Below are 25875 nucleotides of genomic sequence, written 5' to 3'. Positions count from 1 at the left end.
GTTCAGGCCGGGCAGCTGCCCGGCTTCGGCGTGCGCAGCAGCGGCACGCCGGCGCCCACGCCCGTGGGCTGCCCGCCGTCCACCGCGAGGCGGCCGTTCACCAGCACCGTGACCACGCCCTCGGACAGCAGCGTGGGCTGCGTGTAGGTGGCCTTTGCCGCAAAGCGCTTCGGATCGAACACCACCACGTCGGCGTGGTAGCCGGGGCGCAGGTGGCCGCGCTGCACGAGGCCCAGCGTGTCGGCTGTGTACGCGCTGCTGCTGCGGATGAACTGCGCCAGCGAGATCGCGCGTTCCTTCACCACGTACTGGTCGTACTTGCGCGCGAAGGTGCCATAGGCGCGCGGATGGCCCAGCGACGAGTCGGACGAGGTCATGACCCAGGGCCGCTTCATGAAGGCGCGCACGTCGTCGTCGCTCATGTTGAACGAGGCGATCATCAGGTCGCCGTCGCGCAGCACGGCGATGGCGGCGTCGACCGGGTCGGCGTTCGAGGCCTTGGCCACGTCGGCCAGTGTCTTGCCCACGTACGTCGTGCTGCCGGCCGAGAACAGGATGGCCTCGGGCCCGCCGCGCAGGCGCAGGTTCTCGCGCATGTCCTTGCGCAGGCGCTCCTGCTGCGCCGCATCGTCGAAGCGTTGCAGCGTCGCGGCGCGGCCGCCTTCGTTGGCCCAGGGCGGCAGCAGCGCGGCCGAGAAGCGCGTGCTCGACGCGGTCCAGGGGTAGTGGTCGGCCGTGATGTCCAGGCCCGCGGCGCGCTCCTTCTCGATGCGCCGGATGATGTCGCCGCTCTGGCCCTGCACCGCCACGCCCAGCGCCTTGATGTGCGCCACGTGCACCGGCAGCTTGGCCTCGTGGCCGATGCGGATCACCTCGTCGATCGAGCCCTTCAGGCCCACGTTGTACATGGCCTCGTCGCGGATGTGGCTGTCGTACAGGCCGCCGTGTGCGGCCGCCACCTTCGCGAGTTCGATGACCTCCTCGGTCTTCGAGAAATTCTGCGGCGGGTAGAACAGGCCCGTCGACAGCCCGAGCGCACCGTCGCACATCGCGCGGGCCAGGTGCTGCTTCATCGTGTCCATCTGCGCGGGCGTGGGGGCGCGGTTGGCCTCGCCGAGCTGGCTGATGCGCAGCGGCCCGAAGCCCGCGTACATCGCGACGTTGGTGCCGACCGGCACGGCGCGCAGCTTCTGTGTCTGCGCCGCGATGTCGTAGCCGCCGAAGCCGTCGTTGCCGATCACGGCCGTGGTCACGCCCTGCGTGAGGAAGGGAATGTTCAGGCGCTTGCGCGCGTCGCTCGAGAGCAGGTCGGCGTCAGCGTGCGTGTGGGCGTCGATGAAGCCGGGCGCCACCACGAGGCCGGTGGCGTCGATGGTGCGCCGCGCGCTGAACTGCGCCGGCATGGCGCGGCCCGCGAACACGATGCGGTCGCCCGCGATGCCGACGTCGCCGACCACGGGTGTGTCGCTGTCGCCCGTGTAGATCGTGCCGCCGCGCAGCAGCAGGTCGAGCTCGACGGGGGCTTCAGCGGCGGTGGTGGGGAAGGGCGAGGCGAGGGCCGCGAGAACGGCCAGCGTGACGAGGGAGCGCTGCATGGGCGAACGGGAGGAGAGCGGGAGGAGCGGCCAGTTTAGGAGTCGCTCCCGCGCAGCCGTTAATTCCTTTTGCGGCACGCCCCATGACCGGAAGGCATGGGCGGTGCCGCGCGCCGCTCAGCGCGCCGTGAGCTGCCCGAGTCCCAGTTGCGCGTAGACCGCGTCGGTCTGCCGCCGCAGCCGCAGCGATTCGGGCTGGCCGTTGAGCTGCTGCTGCAGCAGGCCCTGCGCGCCTGCGAGCGCGGCCTCGGTGTCGGTGCGCACCAGCGCGTCGAGGTACAGCTGCTCGAACAGGTCGCGCTGCGCATGGCTGCCGCCGATCTCGATCATGCGCGGCAGCGCGACGCCCAGGCCCTCGACCGCGCCAGCGACATCGCCGCGCGCATGGGCCACGAGGCCGCGTGCGGCCGGCACGCACACGCGCTGCCACGCGGCGCGCGTGGACGTCGGTGCGACGGGCGCGAAGGCCTCGATGTTGTGCAGCAGCACTTCGGCTTCGGGCCGGCCGGCGCGCGCCAGGCCGTAGAGGTACTGCAGGTCGAGAAAGGGCAGCACATGGTCGGCCTGGCGCTGCCGCAGGTGGTCGGCCACGTCGTCCCAGCGCGCGCCGACGTCGATGCCTGCCAGCTCGAGCCGCGCGAGCAGCGACACGGCGCCGATCTGGTCCTGCGAATAGTCCTTCACCACGCCCCAGGCGTGCTCGTCGTACACCGCGAGCGCCTCGGCGTCGCGGCCCAGGTCGATGAGGAACAGCGCCACGTGCCACCAGTTGTGCGTGACCATGAAGGAGTTGAGCCCGGTCCAGGTGTCGCTCACGCTTTGCATGAACGCCAGCCCCTCGGCCAGCCGGCCTTCGGTGAGCATCACGTGTGCCAGCGCATGGTGCGCCCAGGGCTCCTTGCGGCACAGGCCGATCGCGCGGCGCGCGCTGGCCTCGGCCTCGCGCAGCAGGTGGCACTGCTCGTAGCCGAAGGCCGCCATGCCGTGCACGTAGGGCACCTCGGCCGCAGCCGGCAGCGCCGCGAGCGCGAGCCGCAGCATGCCGGGGCAGTCGCCGGTGTTGAAGCAGTGGTACTGGCCCAGCTTCACCGACACCAGGTCGCGTGGATGCTCGCGGGCATGCTCGGCATGCAGCGCGATGGCGCGTGCGATGTCGCCGTCGGCCCAGGCCTGGACGGCGGCGATGTAGCGCTGCTCACGCGGCGTGGCGCGCGCCGCACCGGCGCGGGCCTTGTCGAGGAAGGGCTGCGCGTTGGCCGCGGCCTCGCGCGATTCGGCGAACAGGTGCAGCGTCGCGCAGTAGGCCTGCACGATCGGGCTGGCATCGCGTTCGGCCAGCGCCAGCAGGTTCACGGCGCGCGCCTCGGTCGAGAGAAAGCCCATGACGAAGTCGTCGACCAACGCGAGGCTGGCGGCGTCGTCGAGCGTGAGCGGATTGCCGAGGCTGTCGGCGGCGTGCGGGGTTCCGTGGGAGGGCATGGCGGCATGGTGCCACGCCCTCTCGGCGTCTTTCAAGTCTTCTCAGACACCTGCTTGCTGGTGGCGGTACTCCTGGGTCTTGCCGCCATAGCCATAGGCCGCACCGCGCGCATCGATCACGTGGACGTACGAGACCTCGTGCAGGTCGGGCCGCAGCCGGGCCATGGCCGCGTGCACCTCGCGCAGGTAGCGCGCCTTCTCGGCCTTGGTGTTGGTCTCGTCGGTCACGCTGATGTCCAGGTGGAAGGCCGACTTGCCGAGCTCGGCCAGCGACTTGCCGCCGATGAACCAGCTGTCGGCGGCGATGTACTGCACCGTGACGGCGATGACCGGCAGCGCCTTGCCCAGCACGCTCTGCGTGAGCTCGGCGACCGTGTCGACGGTCTTGCGGGTGAGGGCGGCGTCAGGCTGGCCGGAGAGGTGGACGACGATGTGGGGCATGGTGGACTCCTTTTGCGTTGAAGAACGGGTGGTCGATGGGGTGATTGTGGGATTCCTCTCGTCATCGGAAAAGCGGGAAGATATGATGGAATCCATCGGATCAGCGAATGGATAGGCAGGCACCATGCAAGGCTTCGACCTCGAACAGTTGCGCACCCTGGTGGCGGTGGCCGACGCCGGCAGCCTCACGGCCGCGGCGCCGCGCGTGTACCTGTCGCAATCGTCGGTGAGCGAGCAGATCCGCAAGCTCGAGGAGCGCGCCGGCCAGTCGCTGCTGACCCGCAGCAAGGCCGGCGTGGCGCCCACCGAGGCGGGCCTGCGGCTGCTGGGGCATGCGCGGCGCATCCTCGCGCTGAGCGACGAGGCCTTTCGCGACCTGCGCGGCGAAACCCTGCAGGGCGAGCTGCGGCTGGCCGTGACCGACTACTTCCGCCCCGGCGACCTCACCCGCCTGCTGGGCCGGCTCGGCGAGCGCTATCCGCAGGTGCGGCTGCACGTGACCATCCTGAAGAGCGACGCGCTGCGCACCGCCTACGCGCACGGCGATTTCGACGTGGGGCTGGCGATGAACATCGCGGGGGCCAATGCAGCCGCGGCGGGCAGCGGCGCCGTGCTGCGGCGCGAATCGCTGGCGTGGCTCGGTGCGACCGGCCTGCGCGTGGTGCGCGGCGAGCCGGTGCGGCTGCTGGCGCTGCCCGACACCTGTTCGCTGCACCAGTTCACCGTGTCCCTGCTGCGCCGCCGCCGCGTGCCCTACGTGCTGGCGCACGTGGCATCGGGGGTGGCGGGCCTGCAGTCGGCTTTGGCCGCGGGCCTGGGCGTGGCCTGCCTCAACGAATCGGCGATTGGGGAAGGCATCGCGCGGCTGGCGCCGCCCCACGGGCTGCCGGCGCTGCCGCGCGTGGCGTTCCAGTGGTTGCCTGCGCGGCGGGGCGAGACCGCGTTCGTGACGCGGGCGCGGGAGATGCTGTCGTTGCAGCTGGCCTGAAGGCCGTGCTCAGAGCTGCGGCCAGGGCCGCTGCACTTCCCGGATCTGCTCGAACGCGCGCGCCACGCGCAGCACGCCGAGGTCGTCGAAGCGTTGTCCCGCGATCTGCAACCCGATCGGCAAACCGCCGGCCGAGTAGCCGCAGTTCACCGACGCCGCCGGCTGCTCCGACATGTTGAACGGCACGGTGAAGCCGATGTGCTCCAGCGGCCGCAGCGGGTCGTTGGTGGGCGAGGGCGCCTCGGCCGCCGCCGGCATGTTGGGCGACACCGGCGAGATCACGTAGTCGAAGCGCGCGCAGGCGTTCACCGTCGTGACGCGCGTGGCGTGGAACTGGCTGAAGCTGCGGAACACGTGCTCGCCGCTGAACTCGGCGGCGCTCTCGGCCCATTCGCGGATGTAGGGCAGCACCTTGGCGCGCTGGTCGGGGCGCAGGGCCTTCAGGTCCACGAGCGAGCGCATGCGCCACAAATGGTCCATGCCGTCGAGCAGGGCCTGCGACATGAAGGGCTGCATGGGCTCGACGGTGGCGCCGGCCTTCTCGAACAGGCGCGCCGCCTGCTCGACCGCGGCCTGGATCTCGGGTTCGACGGCGAGGCCGCAGCCGGCGTCCAGCAGCAGGCCGATGCGCAGGCCGCGCAGGTGGTCGGGCGCGACGTCGAACGCGGCCCAGTCGATGTCCTGCGCAGGCAGGCTCATGCTGTCGCGCGCGTCGGGCCGGGCCAGCGCCTGCATCATGAGCGCGGCGTCGCCGACGGTGCGCGTCATGGGGCCGGCGGCGCGGCCCATGTAGGGCGGGTCGATCGGGATGCGTCCCAGGCTGGGCTTGAGCGTGAAGATGCCGCACCAGCTGGCGGGCAGCCGCAGCGAGCCGCCGATGTCGGTGCCCAGGTGCAGCGGGCCGTAGCCTGCGGCGGCAGCCGCGCCAGCGCCCGCGCTGGAACCGCCCGGCGTGCGGCTCAGGTCCCAGGGGTTGCGCGCCAGCGTGTGAAAGCTCGACAGCCCCGACGACAGCATGCCGTAGTCGGGCATGGTGGTCTTGCTGACGATGACGGCACCGGCTTCCTTCAGGCGCGCGGCCGGCGGGGCGTCGGCGGTGGCGGGCATGAGGTCGACGGCGGCGGTGCCCGCGGGCAGCGGGTCGCCGCGCGTGGCGATGTTTTCCTTGATGGTCGTCGGCACGCCGTCGAGCGGGCCGCGCGCGTCGCCGCGTTGCCAGCGCTGCTCCGAGGCGCGCGCCTGTTCCAGCGCGGCCTCGGGCCGGAACAGCCACGTGGCCTGCAGCCGGGGCTCGCAGTGCTCGATGCGCGCGATGACGGCGCGCGTCACCTCGACCGGCGACAGGCGCTTCTCGCGGTAGGCCGCGGACAGCTCCTGCGCCGACAGGTCGCTCAGTGAAGGCAGGGAAGGGTCAGGCACTGCGGGGCTCATCCCCACGACAGGGCCGACAGGTCGTTCACGAAGATCGGGTTCTCTTTCCAGAGGCCCTTGACGTTCTTCTTGGCCACGGTCGGGAACTGCGGCTGGTAGAGGAAGCCGTTGGCCGCGTCGGTGGCCAGCAGCTTCTGCGCCTCGCCCAGCAGCTTGTTGCGCTCGGCCGCGTTGCCGGTGGACTTGATCTTGTCGAACAGCGTGTCGAAGGCCTTCGACTGGTAGCCCCAGTAGTAGTCGGGCTTGGCGTAGTTGCCCAGGTCGAAGGGCTCGACGTGCGAAATGATCGACAGGTCGTAGTCCTTGTTGCCGTAGGTGCCGCTGAGCCACTGCGCCCACTCGACGTTCTGGATCTTCACGTTGATGCCGATCTTGGCGAGCTGGGCCACGATGACTTCGCCGCCCTGGCGCGCGTACGGCGGCGGGGGCAGGGTCATGCGCAGTTCGAGCGGGGTCTTCACGCCGGCTTCGGCCAGCAGCTTCTTGGCCTTCTCGATGTCGAAGGGGTTGATGCCCGTGGTGTCGATGTAGCCCGCGGCGCCCGGCACGTAATGGCTGCCGATCGGCACGCCCAGGCCGTCGGCCGCGCCCTCGATGAAGGCCTTGCGGTCGATGGCCGCGAGGATCGCGCGGCGCACGCGCACGTCGTCGAGCGGCTTCTTCTTGTTGTTGATCGAGAGGATGGTCTTGGCGCGCGAACCGGCCAGGATGGTCTGGAACTGCGGGTTGTTGCGGAACTGCGGCACGGCGCGCGTGCCGATGCGCGTGAACACGTCCACGTCGCCCGAGAGCACGGCAGCGGCCTGCGCGGCGGTGTCCGAGATGAAGCGGAAGGTGACCTTGTTGATCTTCGCGACGGCGGGGGCGCGGAAGCCCTCCCACTTGCTCAGCGTGATCGACGAGCCCTTGGCCCAGTTGTCCAGCTTGTAGGGGCCGGTGCCGATCGGCTTGGTGGCGTTGCCCTCGGCGCTCTTGGGCTCGACGATGGCGGCCGTGGCCTGGCCCAGCACGAAGGGCAGGTCGGGGTCGATCTCCTTGTTGATGACCACCACCGTGTGCTCGTCGACCACCTGCGTGGCGAGGTTGGCGAAGGTGCGCTTGTCCTTGTTGGTGCTCTTCTCGCCGCCGGCGCGGTCGAACGCGAACTTGACCGTGGAGGCGTTGAAGGGCTCGCCGTTCTGGAACTTGACGCCCTTGCGCAGCTTGAAGGTGTAGGTCTTCAGGTCGGGCGAGATTTCCCAGCTCTCGGCCAGGAGCGGCGTGACGCTGCCGTCGACGTTGATCTTGGTCAGCGTTTCCAGGATGTTGTACTGCACGACCTCGGCGATGGCGGCGGCGGCGCCGGTGGTCGGGTCCAGGCCCGGCGGCTCCAGGGCCATGCCGATCACGATGGCGTCCTTGCGGCCCTGCGCCATGCCGGCCAGCGGGGTGGCCAGGGCGACGGTGGCGCCGGCGGTGGTAAGGAGCGTGCGACGGTTCAACATACGGGGTGATCTCCGGAAAACGGTCAGTGTCGAATGACTGCTTCGGCGCGCACCGTGCCCCAGGGGGAAGCGCAGCGCCACGAAAGAAAGACACACAGCACGAAAGATGCCACGTGCAGCGGATCATTCTCTCGCAGCAGGCCCTCCGGTGCGCGCCGGCGCGGGCGGTTTTTCCTCGGGACGTTCCCGGATGGGCGAGCGATCTTGCGCGAAGCCAAGGCCTCGCGCCACCAGATGCTCATGACCGATCTGTCCGAGGCCGTGCCCCGGCGACTTCAGGCCGCGCGCAGCGTGCCGCCGGGCGGCGTGTGCAGCACCGCCGACAGCAGGGTGCGGGTGTACGGGTGCTGCGCGCGATGGAACAGCTCGGCCGGCGGCCCCTGCTCCACGATCTGCCCCTTGAACACCACGCACACCTCGTCGCACAGGTGGTTGACCACGGCGAGGTCGTGGCTGATGAGCAAATAGCTGATGCCGAACTGCTGCTGCAGGTCCTGCATGAGGTTGAGCACCTGGGCCTGCACGGACACGTCGAGCGCGCTCACGGGCTCGTCGGCGACGATGAGCTTGGGGCGCGTGATGAGCGCGCGTGCGATGGCGATGCGCTGGCGCTGGCCGCCGGAGAACTCGTGCGGGTACTTGTCGAGATCGGTGGTGCGCAGGCCCACGGCGGCGAGTGCTTCGGCGGCGCGCTCGCGTTGCTCGGCGCGGCGCGTTTCGGCCAGTGCTTCGAGCGGCTCGGCGACGATGCGTGCGACGGTCTGGCGCGGGTCGAGCGAACCATACGGGTCCTGGAACACCATCTGGAAGTCGCGCCGCGCGGTGCGCAGCTCGGCCTTCGAGAGCGCGTGCAGGTTGCGGCCTTCGAGCGCGACGCTGCCCGAGGTCGGGGTGTCCAGCGCCATCACGAGGCGCGCGATGGTCGATTTGCCGGAGCCCGACTCGCCGACGATGCCCACGCTCTTGCCTGCCTGCACCTCGAAGCTCACGCCGTTGAGGGCCTTCACGGTGGGCGGCGGGCCGAAGAGCTTTTCGCGCGGCAGGGCGTAGTGCCGCACGAGGTCGGTCACCTGCAGCAGCGGGGTCGATGGATTCATGGCGCAACAGCCTGTGCGGCTGCAATTTCTTCGAGACGCATGCAGCGCACCGCGTGGTCCGGCGGCAGCACCGTGGCGGACGGCCGCGTGGTGTGGCAGGCATCGACCGTGTAGGCGCAGCGGCCCGCGAACGGGCAGCCCGGCGGCAGATCGACCAGCTCGGGCACGCTGCCGCGGATGGTCGCCAGGCGCAGGCCGCGCGGCGCGCCGATGGCGGGGCGCGCGGCGAACAGGCCTTGCGTGTAGGGGTGGGCGCGCTTGGCGAACACGGCGTCGGTGGGGCCGCTCTCGACCACGCTGCCGCCGTACATCACGAGCATCTTCGAGACCGTCTGCGAGATCACGCCGAGGTCGTGCGAGATCAGGATCAGCGCCATGCCGCGTTCGGCCACGAGGCCCTGGATGAGCTCCAGGATCTGCTTCTGGATCGTCACGTCGAGCGCGGTGGTGGGCTCGTCGGCGATCAGCAGGTCGGGCCCGCAGGCCAGCGCCATCGCAATGCCGATGCGTTGGCGTTGCCCGCCCGAGAACTGGTGCGGGTAGGCATCGAGGCGCGAGGCGGCGTCGGGAATGCCGACGCGGTCGAGCAGCGCGAGCACTTCCTTGCGCGCCTCGGCTTTCGACAGGCCGCGGTGCAGCCGCAGCGGCTCGCCGACCTGGCGCGCGATGGTGTGCACCGGGTTCAGCGCCGTCATCGGCTCCTGGAAGATCATGCCGATGCGGTTGCCGCGGATCTGGCACATGTCCTTTTCGTCGCGACCGACCAGCTCGGTGCCGTCGAAGCGGATGCTGCCCGTGACCTTGGCGGTCGCGGGCAGCAGGCCCATGAGCGACATCACGGTGATCGACTTGCCGCAGCCCGATTCGCCGACGATGCCCAGCGTTTCGCCGCGCTCCAACGAGAAGGAAATGCCGCGCACGGCTTCGGCTGGCCCGCGTTGCGTCTGCAGGCCGATGTGGAGGTCGTTGACTTCGAGAAGTGCCATGACGTGCTTGCTTACCTCGCGCGCGCCAGGCGCGGATCGAGCAGGTCGCGCAGGCCGTCACCCATCAGGTTCAGGCCGAGCACCGCCAGGGCGATGGCCATGCCGGGGAATACCGCGAGCAGCGGCTGCTGGAACATGAGGGTCTGGGCTTCGCTGAGCATGCGGCCCCACGACGGTTGCGGTGGCTGCGTGCCGAGGCCAAGGTACGACAGCGCAGCCTCGGCCAGGATCGCGATGGCGAAGCGGATGGTGATCTGCACGATCAGCACGGCGGAGATGTTGGGCAGCACGTGCTGCATCGTGATCGCGAAGCTGCCCTTGCCGCAGGCGCGTGCGGCGGCCACGTACTCGCGCGACCAGATCGCGTTGGCTGAGGCGCGCGTGATGCGCGCGAACGTGGGGATGTTGTAGATGCCGATCGCGATGATCGCGTTGACGATGCCGGCGCCGAAAACGGCCGTCATCATGATGGCCGAGAGGATCGCGGGGAAGGCCAGTGTGAAGTCCGACAGGCGCATCACCGCCTCTTCGACCCAGCCGCGTCTCGCAGCAGCGAGCAGGCCCAGCGCCGTGCCGACCACAAGGCCGATGCCCACGGCGATCACCCCGACGAGGATGGACGCACGCGCACCCACCAGCAGCAGCGAAGCCACGTCGCGCCCGAAGGCATCGGTGCCGAGCCAGTGCGTGGCTGAAGGGCCCTGCATCTTGTTCGCCATGTCCATCGCGTAGGGCGACCAGGGCGTCCAGACCAGGGAGAGCACGGCGGCGATCAGCAGCAGCAGGCTCAGCACGCCGCCGATCGCGAAGCTGCGGTGGTGCAGGGCGCGGCGCCAGAAGCCCGGCACCTTGAGCGCGACGGCGCTGGGAACGGTGGTCGTGCTCATACGTCGCTCGCCTTGATGCGCGGGTCGATGACGGCATAGAGCACGTCGACCACGAAGTTCACGATGACCACCATCGCCGCGAGCAGCATCACGCAGTTGCGCACCACGATCAGGTCGCGGTTGCTGATGGCCTGGAAGATCAGCCGGCCCAGGCCGGGCAGGTAGAACACGTTCTCCACCACGATGGTGCCGGCCAGAAGTTCGGAGAACTGCATGCCCATGACGGTGATGACGGGGATCATCGCGTTGCGCAGCACGTGGGTCCACAGCACCATGCGCTGCGACACGCCCTTGGCGCGCGCCGTGCGAACGAAGTCTTCGCGCATCACCTCGAGCACGGCCGAGCGCGTGATGCGCGCGAGGATCGCCGCTTGCACGACGGCCAGCGAGAGCGCCGGCAGCAGCAGCGATTTCAATCCCGCGAAGATGCCTTCGCCCCAGCCCTCGAAGCCGCCGGCGGAGAACCACTGCAGCTGCACCGAGAACACGAGGATCAGCAGGATCGCGAACCAGAAGTTGGGAATGGCAATGCCGACCTGGGCCATGCCCATGAGGCCGACGTCGCCGAGCTTGTTGTGGCGTGCGGCGGCGGTGACACCGACCAGCAGGGCGATGACGACGGTGAGGGCCATCGCCATCACGGCCAGTGGCACGGTGAGGGCCAGGCGCTCGAGGATCAGGTCGATGACGGGCGAGCTGTAGGCGTAGCTGTCGCCGAGGTTGCCGGTGAGCAGGCCGCCGATCCAGTGCCAGTAGCGGGTCCACGCGGGCTGGTCGAGGCCGAGCTTGGTGGCCAGGGCGGCGACGGCGTCGGGCGAGGCGTCGGGGCCCATGAGCATCTGCGCGGCGTTGCCGGGCAGGATCTCGAGGACAAGGAAAACGATGACCGAGGCGCCGATCAGGGTGCCGATCAGCGTGGCGATGCGCTTGAATAGAAACAGACTCATGGGGCGGGCCGCAGCATAACTGACTGGTGCAACAACGGTGCCTCGACTGTGAACTTTGTGGCTCCTCGCCGGACCGCCCTGACGCCGACGCGGGCTCCGCAAGGCCCGTGGCAGGGCGTTCGTCCGGTCCGCGGATAATCGGGGGATGGCCCTCATGATCACCGACGAATGCATCAACTGCGATGTCTGCGAGCCCGAGTGCCCGAACGATGCGATCTACATGGGCGCCGAGTTCTACGAGATCGATCCGCACAAGTGCACCGAGTGCGTCGGCCACTTCGACGAGCCGCAGTGCGTGCAGATCTGCCCGGTGGCCTGCATCCCGGTGAACCCGGACCATGTGGAGACCCGCGAGACGCTGATGCAGAAGTACGTGCGCCTCACGGCGGACAAGGCGGCAGCGCCAGCTTCGGATGCCGCCTCGCCGTCGTCGTCAGCCGGCGCCCTCTGAGCCGGGTTTCTTCTTCTTTTTCTTCTTGCCTGTGTCCTTCGGCGCCTCGTCGCCAGTCGAAGGACTGTTGAAGCGCGCACTCGTCGGGCGGGGCTCGGCCGTGTGCTTGCGCTGACGGGCCTGGGCGGCCTGTTCGGCGGGCGTGAGCGGTTGCGCGCCCGAGGCGAAGCGCCCCGCATCGAAGGTCGTGGGATTGCCCTGGCTGAGCGCCTCCCGCTCCAGCGACTGGCGGCTGCGCGCCAGCCGGCCGGCGCTGCGTTCGTTGCGGCGCGTGGCGTCTTCCGATGCCTTGCGGTCCGCATCGTTGCGCCGATCGTCCACCTTCACGGTCCGCCCACCTTCGCAGGGCTGGTCGGAATAGGTGTTGCCGCATCGCCAGGTCTGGGCTGAAGCGCCCATGGATGCGATGGACAGTGCTATTGAAAATATAGCGATTGCCGCTGTTCCAGCCGTCTTCTTGTTCTTTGTCGTCGTTCTTCTTTTTCTCATTTTTTGTTTGCTCTTCCTCCCTGCACTCCCGTGGCCGGCTAGGTGGCGGCAGGCGTCGTGCCTCCGTCGCCGGGCTCCCGCCTCGGCGGCTTGGGCCGCGGCGGTTTGCTCGTGTGAATCATCAGCGTGGCTTTTTCCATCTCACCGGCCACCAGCGCGGGGGCGGCATGCAAGGTGCGCACGATGGCGTCTTCGATCGCTTCGCGCTGCTCCTTGAGCGGCTTCTTGAGCACCCAGTTGACGACCTCCGACTTCACGCCGGGATGGCCGATGCCCAGGCGCAGGCGCCAGTAGTCGCCGGTGCCGAGCTGGGCGTGGATGTCGCGCAGGCCGTTGTGGCCCGCATGGCTGCCGCCGAACTTGAGCTTGGCCTGGCCGGGCACCACGTCGAGTTCGTCGTGCACCACGAGGATTTCGTCGGGGGCGATCTTGAAGAAGCGCGCCAGCGCGGCCACCGACTTGCCCGACAGGTTCATGAAGGTCTGCGGTTCCAGCAGCCAGATGCTCTGGCCGCCGATGTTCGCGCGTGCCGCGAGGCCGTGGTAGCCGCGCTCAGGCACGAGGTTGAGCTTCCAGTCGCGCGCGAGGGCGTCGATCCACCAGAAGCCGGCATTGTGGCGCGTGGCTTCGTACTCAGGGCCCGGGTTTCCGAGGCCGACAAACAGCTTGATCATGGCGGGAATTATCTCGCCGCCCCACAAAGCAAAAGGCCCGCACGAGGCGGGCCTTCTGTTCGCGGACGGAAAGAAAGAGGATTACTTCTTCTTGGCCGTCTTGGCGGCGGGCTTGCCAGCGGCAGCAGCAGCGCCTTCGGCAGCAGCGCCTTCGGCGGCCGGTGCGGGCTCTTCCGAGACCAGCGGCGGCACGGCCGACACGATGACGGGGTTGGTCTTGCCGTGGCTCACGAACTTCACGCCCTTGGGCAGCTTGATGTCGTTGACGTGCAGCGTGGCGTTCTTCTTCAGGCCCGAGAGATCGATCTCGATGAATTCAGGCAGATCGCTGGGCAGGCAGTTGATTTCCAGTTCGGTCATCACGTGGTTCACGAGGTTGTGATCCAGCTTGACGGCGTCGGACTCTTCTTCACCCTTGAAGTGAAGCGGCACCTTCATGTTCATGCGGGTCTTGGCATCGACGCGTTGGAAGTCGATGTGTTGCACCAGCTGGCGGAACGGGTGGTACTGCACGTCGCGCAGCAGCACCTTGGTGACGGCGCCGGCGAGGTCCATTTCGAGGATCGACGAGTGGAAGGCTTCCTTCTTCAGGGCGTGCCACAGCGCGTTGTGATCGATTTCGATCAGTTGCGGCTGGGTGTCACCACCGTAGACGATGCCCGGGGTCTTGCCCGTGATGCGGAGACGGCGGCTCGCACCCGTGCCCTGCTTTGCGCGCTCATAAGCGACGAATTTCATAACTAGCTCCTGTGAGAGTCCACCGCGACCAGTGCGACTCCGGTTCAAAAAGGCCTCCGAAGGAGGCCTGCTTTTTCGCTCTCAGCTCAGAACAGGTTGTCCTGGTCCGAGAACAAACTCATCACCGACTCGCCCTTGGCAATGCGCTGGATCGTTTCGGCGATCAGCGGTGCCACGGAGAGCTGGCGGATCTTTCCGCACGCGACGGCCGCGTCGGAAAGAGGGATGGTGTTGGTGACGACCACTTCGTCCAGGGCCGTGCCCTTGGAGAGGCGTTCGATGGCCGGGCCCGAGAAGATCGGGTGCGTGCAATAGGCGTACACGCTCTTGGCGCCGCGCTCCTTCAGCACTTCGGCCGCTTTGACCAGCGTGCCGGCCGTGTCGATCATGTCGTCCATGATCACGCAGTTGCGGCCGTCGATCTCGCCGATCACGTTCATGACTTCGCTGACGTTGGCCTTCGGGCGGCGCTTGTCGATGATGGCGAGGTCGCAGTTCAGTTGCTTGGCCAGCGCACGGGCGCGCACCACGCCGCCGACGTCGGGCGAGACCACGATCAGGTCTTCGTAGTTCTTCTGGCGCAGGTCGCCCAGCAGCACGGGCGAGGCGTAGATGTTGTCGACCGGAATGTCGAAGAAGCCCTGGATCTGGTCGGCGTGCAGGTCCATGGTGAGCACGCGCTCGACGCCCACGGTTTCCAGCAGGTTGGCGACCACCTTGGCCGAGATCGGCACGCGGCTCGAGCGCGGGCGGCGGTCCTGGCGGGCGTAGCCGAAGTAGGGAATCACGGCGCTGATCCGCTCGGCCGAGGCGCGCTTGAGCGCGTCGACCATGATCAGCAGTTCCATCAGGTTTTCGTTGGTCGGCGCGCAGGTCGACTGCACCACGAACACGTCGCGGGCACGGACGTTCTGGTTGATCTCGACGGTGACTTCGCCGTCGGAGAAGCGACCGACGCGTGCGGCGCCCAGCGAGGTGCCGAGGTTGTGCGCGATTTCTGCAGCAAGGCCGGGATTGGCGTTGCCGGTGAAAACCAAGAAATCAGGGTGATTGGCCTGCATGAGCGCGTCCGGGCAGTGCAAATGGGCTTGCGGGAAAGCCGCCAAAGGTTTCGAGTCGTGGCGGCCTGTGTGGGCCGCCGATTATTGCAGCCGGTGGACTGCAAAAGAAGCACTGCGGCCATCAGGCCGCAGTTTGAGAGATTTGGCAGGGGAGAAAGGATTCGAACCTTTGCATGCTGGAATCAAAATCCAGTGCCTTAACCAGCTTGGCGACTCCCCTACACAGGTTGATGGTTTGCACCATCCACCGATATATGTCGCATCGAACCGCAGAGCGTTCCGATTATCTCTTCAGGCTGCCCATCCCCAGAGTGGATGAACTGCCAGATTGTCGCATTGTCGAACCTGCCATCCCCGGGGGGCTTCGAGCAGTTCCGCTTCCTGCGGCAATTGCGGCATCTTCGCGAACACCGAACTTCCGGAGCCGGTCATCCGGGCCTTCAATCCTTGCAGTCCGAGCCATTCGATGGCGTCGGTGACTGCGGGGCAAAGCCGTTGGGCAACCGGCTGCAGGTCGTTGTGACCGAAGTCGTAAACCCCGTTGCCGAGGTTTGTGGCTTCTAGCTGTTCGCTATCTGCAGCAAAGCCTGAGATTATAGCAACAGGAGTCGCCCGTTCCAAATCATCCGCAGAAAAAATTAATCGGGTATCGAGTCCCTCGGGTGGCTTGGCCACCACGAAGCGTGCCGGCGGCAGGTTCACGGGGGTGATTTCCTCGCCGATGCCCTCGACCCAGGCGTTGCGTCCGCCGAGGAAGAAAGGCACGTCCGCGCCCAGCTTCAACCCGATCTGCGCCAGGCGCGACAGCGGCAAGTTCAGGTTCCAGAGGCGGTTGAGCGCGAGCAGGCAGGTGGCCGCGTCCGACGACCCGCCGCCCATGCCCGCCTGCGCCGGCACGTGCTTGGCAATGCCGATGTGCGCGCCCTGGCCGGGCGCGGCATGCGCCTGCAGCGCACGGGCGGCGCGCAGCACGAGATCGTCGGCCGGCAGTGGCGTGGTGAGGTCTTCGCGGCTGAGCTGGCCATCGTTGCGCAGCTCGACGTGGAGCGTGTCGCACCAGTCGATCAGCATGAAGACCGACTGCAGCAGGTGGTAGCCGTCGTCGCGCCGCCCGGTGATGTGCAGGAACAGGTTCAGCTTGGCCGGCGCGGGAAGGTCGTAGATCGCCTTCATGAGCGTTCGAACACGATGCGCAGGTCCGCCCTGGGCGCGGGAGATTCGCGGGTGGCCTGCAGGCGGCCGTTCGACAGCTGGCCCAGGTCGGCGCGCCAGCCGGGGACGGGGTCGGCGCGGCCGTCGAGCCAGCCGAACAGAGCGCCCACCGGAATGGCGGCGCCCGTGGCGGCTTCGATCAGCGCGTCGACGGAGTCGTAGCGGCGGGTCTCGCTGCCGTTCTTCAGCAGGGCTTCACCCGGCGCCCAGTGCAGTTGCGCCAGCGTGCTGCCGATGGGCGTGGTCAGCGTCAGGTCGCCGGTTTCGGCCGAGCCGCGCAGCTCGAACAGTGCGGCAAAGGTCTGGACCGGTTCGCTGTCGATGCGCAGCGACATGCGCCCGCTCCAGCTGGCCGAACGTCCGGGCGCGGCAGCGGTGCCGCCCGAGAGCTGGGCGCAGCCCGTGAGCCACAGCAGCAGTGCACCGCCGCCCGCGCCAAGCGCCGCGCGGCGGGTGAAGGACTCATCGCCCCGCGCGGGAGCCGTGTGCGTGATCGATGCCATTCAGGGTTTGACGCGCAGGCGCTTGAGGGTTTCCTGCAGCGTCTCGTTCTCGGCGTCCGTCAGCAGCGATTCTTTCCAGATCGCGACCGCGCGGTCCTTCTGGCCGACCGACCACAGGACTTCGCCGAAATGCGCGCCGATCTCGGGGTCGGGCCGCGTCTTGTAGGCCGCCTCGAGGATGCGGATCGCCTCCGCCGTGTTGCCGAGCCGGAACTCGACCCAGCCCAGGCTGTCGGCAATGAACGGGTCTTCGGGCGCGAGCTGCACGGCTTTCTGGATGAGCGTGCGGGCTTCGTCGAGCCGGATCTTGCGATCGGCGAAGGAGTAGCCCAGCGCGTTGTACGCGTTCTGGCTCTCGGGCTTGAGCGTCATCAGGCGGCGCAGCAGCCGCTCCATGTCGTCCAGGCGATTGAGCTTCTCGGCCATCATGGCCTGGTCGTAGACGAGGTCGCCGTCGTCCGGCGCGGCGGCCGAGGCCTGGGCCAGCAGGTCGTAGGCGGCCTGGTATTGCTTGGCTTCGCGCAGCAGCTGGGTTTCGGCCAGCAGTTTCTGCTTGCGTTCCTCCGCCGTGCGCTCGGGCAGCGCGCGCAGCAGCTCGCGGGCCTGGGGCAGCTTGCCCTGCTTCGCGAGCAGGCTGGCGCGGCGGCCCTGGATGGCGCTCTGGTTGTCAGTGCTGTCGATGCGCGTGATCCAGCGGTCGGCCGCCTGGAAATCCTTGCGCCGTTCCGCCAGCTGCGAGAGCACGAGGTACGCCTGCGTCAGCCCGCGCTTGCGGTCCGCGACGTCACCGGCGTCCTGGCTCTGGCCCGGCGCCGTCATCAGGTCGACGTAGCGCTTGAGCGAGGTTTCGGCCGCCGCTTCCTGGCGGGCCTGCATCTGCAGGCTGCCGAGCAGCAGCCAGGGCTCCGCCAACTCGGGACGCGCGGCGGTCAGGGTCTGCAGCTGCGTGCTGGCGTCGCTGAAGCGGCGGTTCTCGACCAGCGTGCGCGCATAGGCAATGCGCAGGTCGGGCGAGGCCTTGGGGTTGTTCGCGAGGTAGCGCGTGACGATCGGCTCGGCCAGCGGCTGGCCCGGATCGATGAGCTCGAGCGCCAGCGCCGAGGGCGCCTCGGACGACGGGTCGATGGCCTGTCCCTTGCGCGCGGCGTCCAGCGCCCCCGAGGGGTCGCCTGCGTTCAGGCGCAGCCGGCCCACGGTGGCCCAGGCCAGTCCGCCGGTGGTCGGGCTCTTGAGTTCGTCGACCAGCGCCTGCTCGACCACCGAGGCGGCGAGCTTCTTGTCGGCGGCGCGGCCGTAGGTGCGTGCGATCACCGCCATCAGCAGGGGGCGCTCGATCTGCGAGGTGGCGGCCACTTCGGCGCGCAGCGGTTCGACGGTTTCGCTGATGCGGTTCAGTGCGATCAGGATCTGCAGCTCGATGCGCCGGGCATCGCGCGAATTGGGCAGTGCTTCCTGCCAGGCGCGTGCCGCGGAAATGGCGGCGTCGCCGGAGCGCGACTGCAGCGCGATTTCGACCGCGCGCTGGAACAGCTTGCCGTCGCGCAGGCGTCGGGCCGCGTCGAGCACGAGCGAATAGCCGGAGCCGGGGTCGCCGGAGCGGGCGGTGATCTCGCCCATGAGGATTTCGTAGAACAGGTCGGCCGTCAGCGCCGACGGCTGCGCGGCTTCGGCGGCCGGCTTGGCGGCGGCAGGGGTCGTCCGGGGGCGCACCGGCGGCTTCGGCGGTGCCGTGCGCTCGATGGCGGGGGGCGGGTTGCCGGCGGCAGTGGGTTCAAGAGACTGTGCGTGCGTTGTGTAGGCAAGCAGCACGAGAGACGCGGCCGCCGCAAGGCGGTGACGGCGGGGCGATGGGTTCATCTGACCATAATAATCCAGCCATTTGAACGAGCGCCGCATGGGGCTTCGTCGCTGCCGGAGTTTTACTTTTCATGCCTGAACTACCCGAAGTCGAAGTCACCCGGCGCGGCTTTGCCGACCGCATCGCCGGCGCGCGCATCGAGTCCGTGCGCATCGGCAAGCCGCTGCGCTGGGCGCTGATGGTGGTGCCGCAGGCGCTGGTTGGGCGTCGCGTGCGCGAGGTGCGCCGTCGCGGCAAGTACCTGCTCATCGACCTGGACCGCGGGCTGCTGCTGCTGCACCTGGGCATGTCGGGCAGCCTGCGCTTCGACATCCACCTGCCGGAGCCCGGCGTGCACGACCACTTCGACCTCGTCACCGAACTCGGGACCCTGCGGCTGAACGACCCGCGCCGCTTCGGTGCCGTTGTCTACGTGGACGACGAAGAGGCGCCCTGGGCCCTCAAGCTGCTCGGCGGGCTGGGCATGGAGCCGCTGGGCGACGCCTTCGACCTCGACGCCTTCCATGCCGGGCTGAAGAAACGCCGCACGGCCATCAAGCAGGTGCTGCTCGCGGGCGACGTGGTGGTGGGCGTGGGCAACATCTATGCGTCGGAGGCGCTGTTCATGGCCGGCATCCGGCCGACCCTGTCGGCGGCGCGCATCAGCCGGCCGCGCGCGGCGAAACTGCATGCGGCGGTGCGCGACATCCTGGCGCGGGCGGTGGAGAAGGGCGGCAGCACCCTGCGCGACTTCTCGAACGTGGACGGGCAAAGCGGCTACTTCCAGCTCGAAGCGACCGTCTACGGCCGCGCGGGCGAGCCGTGTCGGGTGTGCGGCACGCCGATCCGGCAGCTGAAACAGGGGCAGCGCTCTACTTATTACTGTCCCCATTGCCAGAAATCCTAGGGACGGTGGGCCCCGTGGCGGCTGCTTCGGGGCAAACTCCTGTTGGTACCCCGTTCGCCATGTGGCGATGTTATATTTGTAAATTCTTACTTACATCTTCCCCTTGAGCCGCTCTTTCAACCAACAGCTCGATCAGCACGGCGCCTGGCGGAGCAACTTCGCCCGCCGCCTTCAGTGGCTGTCCCGTTGGCTGACCGACAACGAGCTGCTCGACCAGGCCGTGGCCGAACGGCTGCGCGCCCTCGAAGACCAGATCCGCACCAGCAAGGTCATGGTGGCCTTCGTGGCCGAGTTCTCGCGCGGCAAGTCGGAGCTGATCAACGCGATCTTCTTCGCCGGCTACGGCCGGCGGATCATGCCGGCCAGCGCCGGGCGCACCACGATGTGCCCGACCGAGCTGGGCTACGACGCCGCCCTGGCGCCCAAGCTGCGCCTGCTGCCCATCGAAACCCGCCTGGAACCGCACTCGCTCGCCCACTGGCGCGAGCGGCCCACGCGCTGGACCGAGTTGCCCATCGAGGTGGGCGACGCCGAGCAACTGGCCCGGGCCATGGGCAAGGTGGCCGAAGTCCGCTGGGTGAGCAAGGACGAAGCCCGCGCGCTCGGCTTCTGGAACCCCGAGACGCCCGACGACAACCCGGTGCAGGACGCCGAAGGCCGCGTCGAGATTCCGCGCTGGCGCCACGCGGTGCTGAACATGCCGCACCCGCTGCTCGAGCAGGGCCTCGTGATCCTCGACACCCCCGGCCTGAACGCGATCGGTGCCGAGCCCGAACTCACCGTGAGCCTGATCCCGCAGGCGCATGCCGTGGTCTTCATCCTGGGCGCCGAAACCGGCGTGACCCGCTCCGACCTGTCGATCTGGCGCGAGCACCTGATCACCGGCGACGACAGCCACGACACGCGCTTCGTGGTGCTCAACAAGATCGACACGCTGTGGGACACGCTGAGCACCCCGACGCAGATCGGGCAGCAGATCGAGCGCCAGCGTGAAGGCGCAGCCCGGCTGCTCGAGGTGCCGCTGGCGCAGGTGCTGCCGGTGTCGGCGCAGAAGGGCCTGCAGGCCAAGATCGGTCACGACGCGGCCCTGCTCGACGCCAGCCGGCTGCCGGCGCTCGAGGCGCTGCTCGGCGAAGGCGTGCTTGGCAAGCGCGAGACCATGCTGCGGCTGGCGGTCGACGCTGGCATGGCCGCGCTGCGCACCGAGGCCGAGCGTCTGCTGAAGGTGCGCCAGCGTGACCTGTCGGAGCAGGCGCTCGAACTGCAGGGCCTGCGCGGCAAGAACGTGTCGGTGATCCGCCACATGCGTGCGCGCATCGACCAGGAACACGCTGAATTCGAGGGCAGCAACACCCGCATCCTGGCGCTGCGCTCGGTACAGGGCAAGCTGCTGCGCGAGGTGTACGCGGTGCTCGGGCGCACGGCGCTCAAGGCCGACATGGTCAAGCTGGCCGCGGCGCTCAAGCGCCCCGGCGTCAAGTTCAACGTGCGCAAGGTGTACGGCGAAACCTTCGATGCGCTGCGCAACAACCTGCGCGAAGTGCAGGCGACGACGGCCGAGATCCAGTCGATGCTGCACGCCACCTTCCGCCAGCTCAACGCCGAGCAGGGCTTCACGCTGCAGGCGCCGGCCGAGCCCGACCTGAGCGGCTTCGAGCAGGAGTTGGGCCAGATCGAGCGCAGCCACATCCACTACCTGGGCGTGGGCAACCTGATCAAGCTCGCGCAGGCCGACTTCTGCGACAAGCTGGTGCGTGCGCTGGCCAGCCGGCTGCGGCTGGTCAACGAAGCCGCCATGACCGAGGTCGAGCGCTGGAGCAAGGGCGCGAGCGCGCAGATCGATGCGCAGCTCAAGGAACGCCGCCGCAATTTCAGCAAGCGCATCGAGGCGATCGAACGCATCCAGAATGCCGCGGGCAGCCTCGACGACCGGTTGGCCGAGATCGCCGCGCAAGAGAGCCACCTGGCTGCGCTGCAGGAGCGGCTGCACGAGTTCACCTCGCTGATCGCGCAGCACGGCAGCCAGCCGCCTGCCGCGGCCGCCGCCATCGCGGGCGAGCAACTGCGTGCGGCCTGAGCGAACCGCCGCGCGGGCGGCCGTCTCCCCACTTCCGCCGCTGCCCCCCGAATTCGCAGCACAGATCGTGCGCTGGCAGCGCAGCCATGGGCGCAGTGAGCTGCCGTGGCAGAACACGCGCGACCCCTACCGTGTCTGGCTCTCCGAGGTGATGCTCCAGCAGACCCAGGTCACGACCGTGTTGGGCTACTTCGCACGCTTTCTCGAACGTTTTCCCGACGTGGCGGCGCTGGCCGCCGGCACCGAGGACGAGGTGTTCGGCCTGTGGAGCGGCCTGGGCTACTACAGCCGCGCGCGCAACATGCACCGCTGCGCGCAGGAGGTGGTCGCGCGCTTCGGCGGCGCCTTTCCGCACACCGCCGCCGAACTCGTGACCTTGCCCGGCATCGGTCGTTCGACGGCGGCCGCCATCGCGGCCTTCTGTTTCGGCGAGCGCGTGGCCATCCTCGACGGCAACGTGAAGCGCGTGCTGACGCGCGTGCTCGGCTTCGACGGCGACATGTCGTCGTCGGCGCAGGAGCGCGCGCTGTGGGACCTCGCCACGCAACTGCTGCCGCCAGAAGGCCAGCGCGAGGCGGTGGCGAGCTACACGCAGGGCCTGATGGACCTGGGCGCCACGGTCTGCCTGCCGCGCAAGCCCAGCTGCATGATCTGCCCGGTGAACGCGAGCTGCGTGGGCCTGCGCCAGGGCGCGCCCGAGCGCTACCCGGTGAAGACGCGCAAGCTCAAGCGCAGTGCCCAGTCGCTGTGGGTGCTGCTGGCGCGCGACGCGCAAGGGCGCGTGTGGCTGGAGAAGCGGCCCGCCAAGGGCATCTGGGCGGGGCTGCATTGCCTGCCGGTGTTTGACAGCCACGACGACCTACTCGCGGCCCTGCCGTCGGGCGCGGCGCATGACACGCAGGAACTGCCGCCCTTCGTGCACGTGCTGACCCACAAGGACCTGCACCTGCACCCCGTGCTCCTGCAGGGCGTCCAGCCGCAAGGCGAGGGCGCGCGCTGGGTCGAGGCGCAGGAGTGGAGCCGGCTGGGGCTGCCCGCCCCGATGCGCAAGCTGCTGGAAACCGCCGAGGCCTGAGCGGCCTCCGCCGTTAGGCGTCGAGTTCGCGGTGGCGCTTGAGCGCGCCCCAGCGCGCACCGAAGGCGCGTGCCAGTTGCTCGACCAGGAACACCGACCGGTGCTGCCCGCCCGTGCAGCCGATGGCCACCGTCACGTAGCTGCGGTGGTCGCGCGCCAGTGCGTCGAGCCAGTGCGTCAGGAACTGCTCGATGTCGTCGAACATGCGCGCCACGTCGTCGTGCTCGCGCAGCCATTCGATCACCGGCTCGTCGCGGCCCGTGAGCGCGCGCAGCGCGGGCACGTAGTGCGGGTTGGGCAGCATGCGCACGTCGAACACGTAGTCGGCATCGAGCGGCACGCCGCGCTTGAAGGCGAAGGATTCGAACACCAGCGTCAGCGCGTTCTGCGGCGCCGAGATCAGCCCCTTGATGTAGCTCTGGAGCTGTGCGGGGCGGATGAGGCTGGTGTCGATCACGTCGGCGCCGTCGCGCAGGTCGGCCAGCAGCTCGCGTTCGAGCTCGATGGCCTGCACCAGCACGCGGTGCTGCTCGGGCACGTCGGTGCGGCTTTCCTGGCGCGAGAGCGGGTGGCGCCGACGGGTTTCAGAGTAGCGGCGCAGCAGGGCGTCGGTGGTCGCGTCGAGGAACAGCGAGCGCAGCGAGACGCCGTCGGCACGCAGCGCTTCGAGCTGCTGCGGCACGATCGGCAGCGACACGCCGCTGCGCACGTCCATGGCGATCGCCACGCGCGTGGCCTGCTGCTCGTGCTGCAGGGCGATGAAGGCCGTGAGCAGCTCGGGCGGCAGGTTGTCGACGCAGTAGTAGCCGGCGTCTTCCAGCGCGTGCAACGCCACCGACTTGCCGGAGCCCGACATGCCGGTGATGAGGACGAGGTCGAGGTTCATGTTCATGGGGCGGTCGCCGGCGTCTTGTGGCCCAGCATTTCGCGCGCATGGGCCAACGAGGTGGCCGACACCTTTTCGCCGCCCAGCATGCGGGCGATTTCGCGGGCGCGGTCGTCGGCGGCCAGGCGCGACACGCCGCTTTCGGTGCGCGGGCCGTCCGTGCCGGCCGCCGTCGTCTGGCGCTTGGCGACCACGAGGTGGTGGTCGGCGCAGGCCGCCACCTGCGGCAGGTGGGTCACGGCGAGCACCTGGCGATCGCGGCCGAGCTGCTTCATGAGGCGGCCCACGGTTTCGGCCACCGCGCCGCCCACGCCGGCATCGACCTCGTCGAAGATCAGCGTCTGCGCGGCGCCCAGTTCGCTGGTCGTCACGGCGATGGCCAGTGCGATGCGCGAGAGCTCGCCGCCCGAGGCCACCTTGCCGATGGCGCGCGGCGTGCTGCCGGCGTGGCCGGCCACCAGGAACGAGATTTCTTCGAGGCCGGCGCGGCCGGGCTGTGCCAGCGGCTGCAGTTCGACGTCGAAACGCCCGCCCTGCATGCCCAGGCCCTGCATCGCCTGCGTGACGGCCTGGGCCAGGCGCGGCGCCGCCTGCTTGCGGATCTTGCCGAGGGCCTTGGCTTCCTTCATGTAGGCCTGTTGCGTGTTCAGCTCGGCGCGCTCCAGGCCTTCGAGGTCGCTCTGCGCGTCGAGTGCCTGCAGCTCCGCCTGCCAGCCGGCCAGCAGCGCGGGCAGCTCGGCGGGCGTGCGCTTGTAGCGGCGTGCGAGCGACATCCACAGGCCCATGCGCTCGTCGAGTTCGGCGAGCGTCTTGGGATCGGTGTCGGTGTCGCGCAGGTAGCCGTGCAGCGAGTGGGCCGCGTCCGAGGCCTGCGCCACGCAGGACGCCAGCACCTCGCCCAGCGTGCGGAATTCGGGCTCGATGTGCTCGCAGTTCTGCAGCAGTGTCGCGGCACGCGAGAGGGCGGCGAGGGCGCCGTTGTCGTCGTCTTCGAGTGCCTGGCTTGCGCCCTGGGCGGCGTCGATGAGCGCCTGCGCGTTCGAGATGCGCGAATGGTGGGCCGAGAGTTCGTCCCACTCGTCGGCACCCGGCGCGAGCTTGGCGACTTCGGAAATCTGCCACTGCAGCCGCTCGCGCTCGCGTTGCAGCGAGTCTTGCGCCGAGCGTGCGTGCTCGAGCGCCGAGAGCGCCTGGCGCCAGCTCTGCCAGGCGGCGTCGAGCGCGTCGGTGCGCGCGCCGGCGTAGGCGTCGAGCAGGCCGCGCACGGCCTCGGGGCGGGTCAGGCTCTGCCAGGCGTGCTGGCCGTGGATGTCGAGCAGGCGGTCGCCGAGTTCGCGCAGCTGCGTGGCGGTGGCGGGGCTGCCGTTGATCCAGCCGCGGCTGCGTCCCTGCAGGTCGACCGTGCGGCGCAGCAGCAGGCCGTCGCCGGCCTCGAAGCCGCCTTCGTCGAGCCAGCCGGCCAGGGCCGGGTCGGCGTCGAACTCGGCGCTCACGTCGAGCCGCTCGGCGCCTTCGCGCACGGCACCGGCGTCGGCGCGGTTGCCCAGCGCCAGCTGCAGCGCGTCGATCAGGATGGACTTGCCGGCGCCGGTTTCCCCGGTCAGCACCGTGAAGCCGGCCGACAGATCGAGTTCAAGGGACCGCACGATCACGAAGTCGCGCAGTGCGATGCGTCGCAAAGCCATCTCAGTTCGTCCTCAAGCTGGGGGCGTGGTCCTTCATTCAGGAGCCCCCTTCGTTCCAATGGAGTTTTTTCCGCAGCGTGTCGAAGTAGCTCCAGCCGCGCGGGTGCAGGAAGCGCACCCGGAAGTCGGAGCGGCGCACCACCACGCGGTCGCCGATGGCGAGCGAGGCGAGCGACTGCATGTCGAAATTGGCGCTGGCGTCGCGCCCGCTCACCAGCTCGATCACGATCTCGTCGGCGTCGGGCAGCAGCACGGGGCGGTTGGACAGCGTGTGCGGCGCGATCGGCACCATCACCCAGCCCGGCACCGCCGGATGCAGCAGCGGCCCGCCGGCCGACAGCGCGTAGGCCGTCGAGCCCGTGGGCGACGCAATGATCAGCCCGTCGGCGCGCTGGTTGGCCACGAAATGGCGGCCCACCGACACGCGCATCTCGACCATGCCCGAGGTGGCGCCGCGGTTGACCACCACGTCGTTCATCGCGAGCGCGTCGAACACGACGGCGTCGTCGCGGAGCACCTGCGCGTGCATCAGGCTGCGGTGGTCTTCTTCGTATTCGCCGGCCAGCATCGGGATCAGCGTGGCCTGGTAGTTGTCGAGCGGGATGTCGGTGATGAAGCCCAGTCGCCCGCGGTTGATGCCGATGAGCGGGATGCCGTAGCACGCGAGCTGCCGGCCGATGCCGAGCATGGTGCCGTCACCGCCGACCACGAGGCCGAGGTCGCAGCGCTGGCCGATTTCCTCTACCGACAGCGCCTGGTAGCGCGGGTGCGGCGGCGCGTCGGTGTCCTCGCAGGACGAACGCTCCACGAACACCGTGCATCCCTGCGATTCGAGGAAGGCGCCAATGCCTTCCATCACGCCATCGCGCGCATCGGCCTGCGCCCGGGCGCCGGAAGCCTGGTATTTGCCGATCAGGGCGACGTGACGAAAGCGTGAGGTCATAG

Annotated in this window: 24 protein-coding genes and 1 tRNA gene; 5 read left to right on the top strand and 20 right to left on the bottom strand. The window is 69.0% G+C overall.

Going from position 1 to position 25875, the window contains the following annotated elements; all coding sequences use genetic code 11:
* Positions 1-2: 2 nt before the first annotated feature.
* The 3 genes from AC07SQ_RS08575 to AC07SQ_RS08565 form a co-directional block, all read right to left on the bottom strand.
* Complete coding sequence (locus AC07SQ_RS08575) at positions 3-1595, bottom strand: N-acyl-D-amino-acid deacylase family protein (RefSeq protein ID WP_495272127.1); 1593 nt, start codon at positions 1593-1595, stop codon at positions 3-5.
* A 117-nt stretch (positions 1596-1712) separates the two neighbouring features.
* Complete coding sequence (locus AC07SQ_RS08570; protein ID WP_495272128.1) at positions 1713-3074, bottom strand: tetratricopeptide repeat protein; 1362 nt, start codon at positions 3072-3074, stop codon at positions 1713-1715.
* 42 nt (positions 3075-3116) lie between these two features.
* Positions 3117-3515, bottom strand: coding sequence for a tautomerase family protein (locus tag AC07SQ_RS08565; protein ID WP_495272129.1), 399 nt, complete (start codon positions 3513-3515; stop codon positions 3117-3119).
* A 124-nt stretch (positions 3516-3639) separates the two neighbouring features.
* On the opposite strand from AC07SQ_RS08565, the gene AC07SQ_RS08560 reads away from it, so the two are divergent.
* Complete coding sequence (locus AC07SQ_RS08560) at positions 3640-4503, top strand: LysR family transcriptional regulator (RefSeq protein WP_159273005.1); 864 nt, start codon at positions 3640-3642, stop codon at positions 4501-4503.
* Positions 4504-4512: 9 nt separating this feature from the next.
* Here the strand turns inward: AC07SQ_RS08560 and AC07SQ_RS08555 are convergent, their stop codons facing one another.
* The 6 genes from AC07SQ_RS08555 to AC07SQ_RS08530 all read right to left on the bottom strand — a co-directional run bounded on the left by AC07SQ_RS08555 (position 4513) and on the right by AC07SQ_RS08530 (position 11335).
* Positions 4513-5907, bottom strand: a complete 1395-nt coding sequence (locus tag AC07SQ_RS08555; RefSeq protein WP_495272234.1) for an amidase — start codon at positions 5905-5907, stop codon at positions 4513-4515.
* Positions 5908-5930: 23 nt separating this feature from the next.
* A complete protein-coding gene (locus AC07SQ_RS08550; protein WP_159275445.1) occupies positions 5931-7418 on the bottom strand; it encodes an ABC transporter substrate-binding protein in 1488 nt (495 codons plus the stop codon).
* A 275-nt stretch (positions 7419-7693) separates the two neighbouring features.
* A complete protein-coding gene (locus AC07SQ_RS08545) occupies positions 7694-8515 on the bottom strand; it encodes an ATP-binding cassette domain-containing protein (RefSeq protein ID WP_495272130.1) in 822 nt (273 codons plus the stop codon).
* Positions 8512-9501, bottom strand: a complete 990-nt coding sequence (locus tag AC07SQ_RS08540; RefSeq protein ID WP_062481347.1) for an ABC transporter ATP-binding protein — start codon at positions 9499-9501, stop codon at positions 8512-8514. Before AC07SQ_RS08540 ends, AC07SQ_RS08545 begins: the two co-directional genes overlap by 4 nt.
* An 11-nt stretch (positions 9502-9512) precedes the next feature.
* The gene (locus AC07SQ_RS08535; RefSeq protein WP_062481348.1) at positions 9513-10388 is read right to left on the bottom strand and encodes an ABC transporter permease; all 876 of its coding nucleotides are present in this window, start codon (positions 10386-10388) and stop codon (positions 9513-9515) included.
* The gene (locus AC07SQ_RS08530) at positions 10385-11335 is read right to left on the bottom strand and encodes an ABC transporter permease (RefSeq protein ID WP_095746670.1); all 951 of its coding nucleotides are present in this window, start codon (positions 11333-11335) and stop codon (positions 10385-10387) included. Before AC07SQ_RS08530 ends, AC07SQ_RS08535 begins: the two co-directional genes overlap by 4 nt.
* A gap of 145 nt (positions 11336-11480) precedes the next feature.
* Here AC07SQ_RS08530 and AC07SQ_RS08525 point away from each other — a divergent pair, with 145 nt between their 5' ends.
* Complete coding sequence (locus tag AC07SQ_RS08525) at positions 11481-11786, top strand: YfhL family 4Fe-4S dicluster ferredoxin (protein ID WP_095949170.1); 306 nt, start codon at positions 11481-11483, stop codon at positions 11784-11786.
* Here the strand turns inward: AC07SQ_RS08525 and AC07SQ_RS08520 are convergent.
* From AC07SQ_RS08520 to AC07SQ_RS08485, 8 genes are all read right to left on the bottom strand, one after another.
* Entirely contained in the window at positions 11769-12185 is a 417-nt protein-coding gene (locus AC07SQ_RS08520; RefSeq protein ID WP_495272131.1) for a hypothetical protein, read from the bottom strand. The two genes, AC07SQ_RS08525 and AC07SQ_RS08520, sit on opposite strands and share 18 nt — an antisense overlap.
* Before the next feature lie 128 nt (positions 12186-12313).
* The gene (gene pth / locus AC07SQ_RS08515; RefSeq protein ID WP_095949172.1) at positions 12314-12949 is read right to left on the bottom strand and encodes an aminoacyl-tRNA hydrolase; all 636 of its coding nucleotides are present in this window, start codon (positions 12947-12949) and stop codon (positions 12314-12316) included.
* Between the two features lie 81 nt (positions 12950-13030).
* The gene (locus AC07SQ_RS08510; RefSeq protein WP_062476274.1) at positions 13031-13687 is read right to left on the bottom strand and encodes a 50S ribosomal protein L25/general stress protein Ctc; all 657 of its coding nucleotides are present in this window, start codon (positions 13685-13687) and stop codon (positions 13031-13033) included.
* A gap of 86 nt (positions 13688-13773) precedes the next feature.
* A complete protein-coding gene (locus tag AC07SQ_RS08505) occupies positions 13774-14748 on the bottom strand; it encodes a ribose-phosphate pyrophosphokinase (protein ID WP_062476346.1) in 975 nt (324 codons plus the stop codon).
* A 143-nt stretch (positions 14749-14891) separates the two neighbouring features.
* A tRNA-Gln gene (locus AC07SQ_RS08500) sits at positions 14892-14968 on the bottom strand.
* 71 nt (positions 14969-15039) lie between these two features.
* Entirely contained in the window at positions 15040-15921 is an 882-nt protein-coding gene (gene ispE / locus AC07SQ_RS08495; RefSeq protein WP_070061996.1) for a 4-(cytidine 5'-diphospho)-2-C-methyl-D-erythritol kinase, read from the bottom strand.
* Positions 15918-16463, bottom strand: coding sequence for a lipoprotein insertase outer membrane protein LolB (locus tag AC07SQ_RS08490; RefSeq protein ID WP_495272132.1), 546 nt, complete (start codon positions 16461-16463; stop codon positions 15918-15920). The genes ispE and AC07SQ_RS08490 overlap by 4 nt, the downstream gene beginning before the upstream one ends.
* Positions 16464-18320, bottom strand: a complete 1857-nt coding sequence (locus tag AC07SQ_RS08485; RefSeq protein WP_354342280.1) for a tetratricopeptide repeat protein — start codon at positions 18318-18320, stop codon at positions 16464-16466.
* 71 nt (positions 18321-18391) lie between these two features.
* Between AC07SQ_RS08485 and mutM the strand changes: the two genes are divergently transcribed.
* The 3 genes from mutM to mutY all read left to right on the top strand — a co-directional run bounded on the left by mutM (position 18392) and on the right by mutY (position 22359).
* Positions 18392-19207: a bifunctional DNA-formamidopyrimidine glycosylase/DNA-(apurinic or apyrimidinic site) lyase gene (mutM, locus tag AC07SQ_RS08480; protein ID WP_095949174.1), complete on the top strand. Its 816-nt coding sequence runs from the start codon at positions 18392-18394 to the stop codon at positions 19205-19207.
* 103 nt (positions 19208-19310) lie between these two features.
* A complete protein-coding gene (locus tag AC07SQ_RS08475) occupies positions 19311-21284 on the top strand; it encodes a dynamin family protein (RefSeq protein WP_495272133.1) in 1974 nt (657 codons plus the stop codon).
* 40 nt (positions 21285-21324) lie between these two features.
* Entirely contained in the window at positions 21325-22359 is a 1035-nt protein-coding gene (gene mutY / locus AC07SQ_RS08470; protein WP_495272235.1) for an A/G-specific adenine glycosylase, read from the top strand.
* 13 nt (positions 22360-22372) lie between these two features.
* Here mutY and rapZ read toward each other — a convergent pair whose 3' ends face one another.
* The 3 genes from rapZ to AC07SQ_RS08455 are packed head-to-tail and all read right to left on the bottom strand — an operon-like array spanning position 22373 to position 25873.
* On the bottom strand, positions 22373-23245 hold the full coding sequence (gene rapZ / locus AC07SQ_RS08465) for an RNase adapter RapZ (RefSeq protein ID WP_062476353.1): 873 nt from the start codon (positions 23243-23245) through the stop codon (positions 22373-22375).
* A gap of 2 nt (positions 23246-23247) precedes the next feature.
* A complete protein-coding gene (gene recN / locus AC07SQ_RS08460; RefSeq protein ID WP_495272134.1) occupies positions 23248-24930 on the bottom strand; it encodes a DNA repair protein RecN in 1683 nt (560 codons plus the stop codon).
* Between the two features lie 37 nt (positions 24931-24967).
* The gene (locus tag AC07SQ_RS08455) at positions 24968-25873 is read right to left on the bottom strand and encodes an NAD kinase (RefSeq protein ID WP_390348795.1); all 906 of its coding nucleotides are present in this window, start codon (positions 25871-25873) and stop codon (positions 24968-24970) included.
* Between the last annotated feature and the right edge of the window lie 2 nt (positions 25874-25875).

The organism is Variovorax sp. GW821-FHT06D12 (assembly GCF_059419205.1).
Note: the sequence above shows the minus strand (reverse complement) of the source record. Positions and strands in the feature narration are given on the sequence as shown.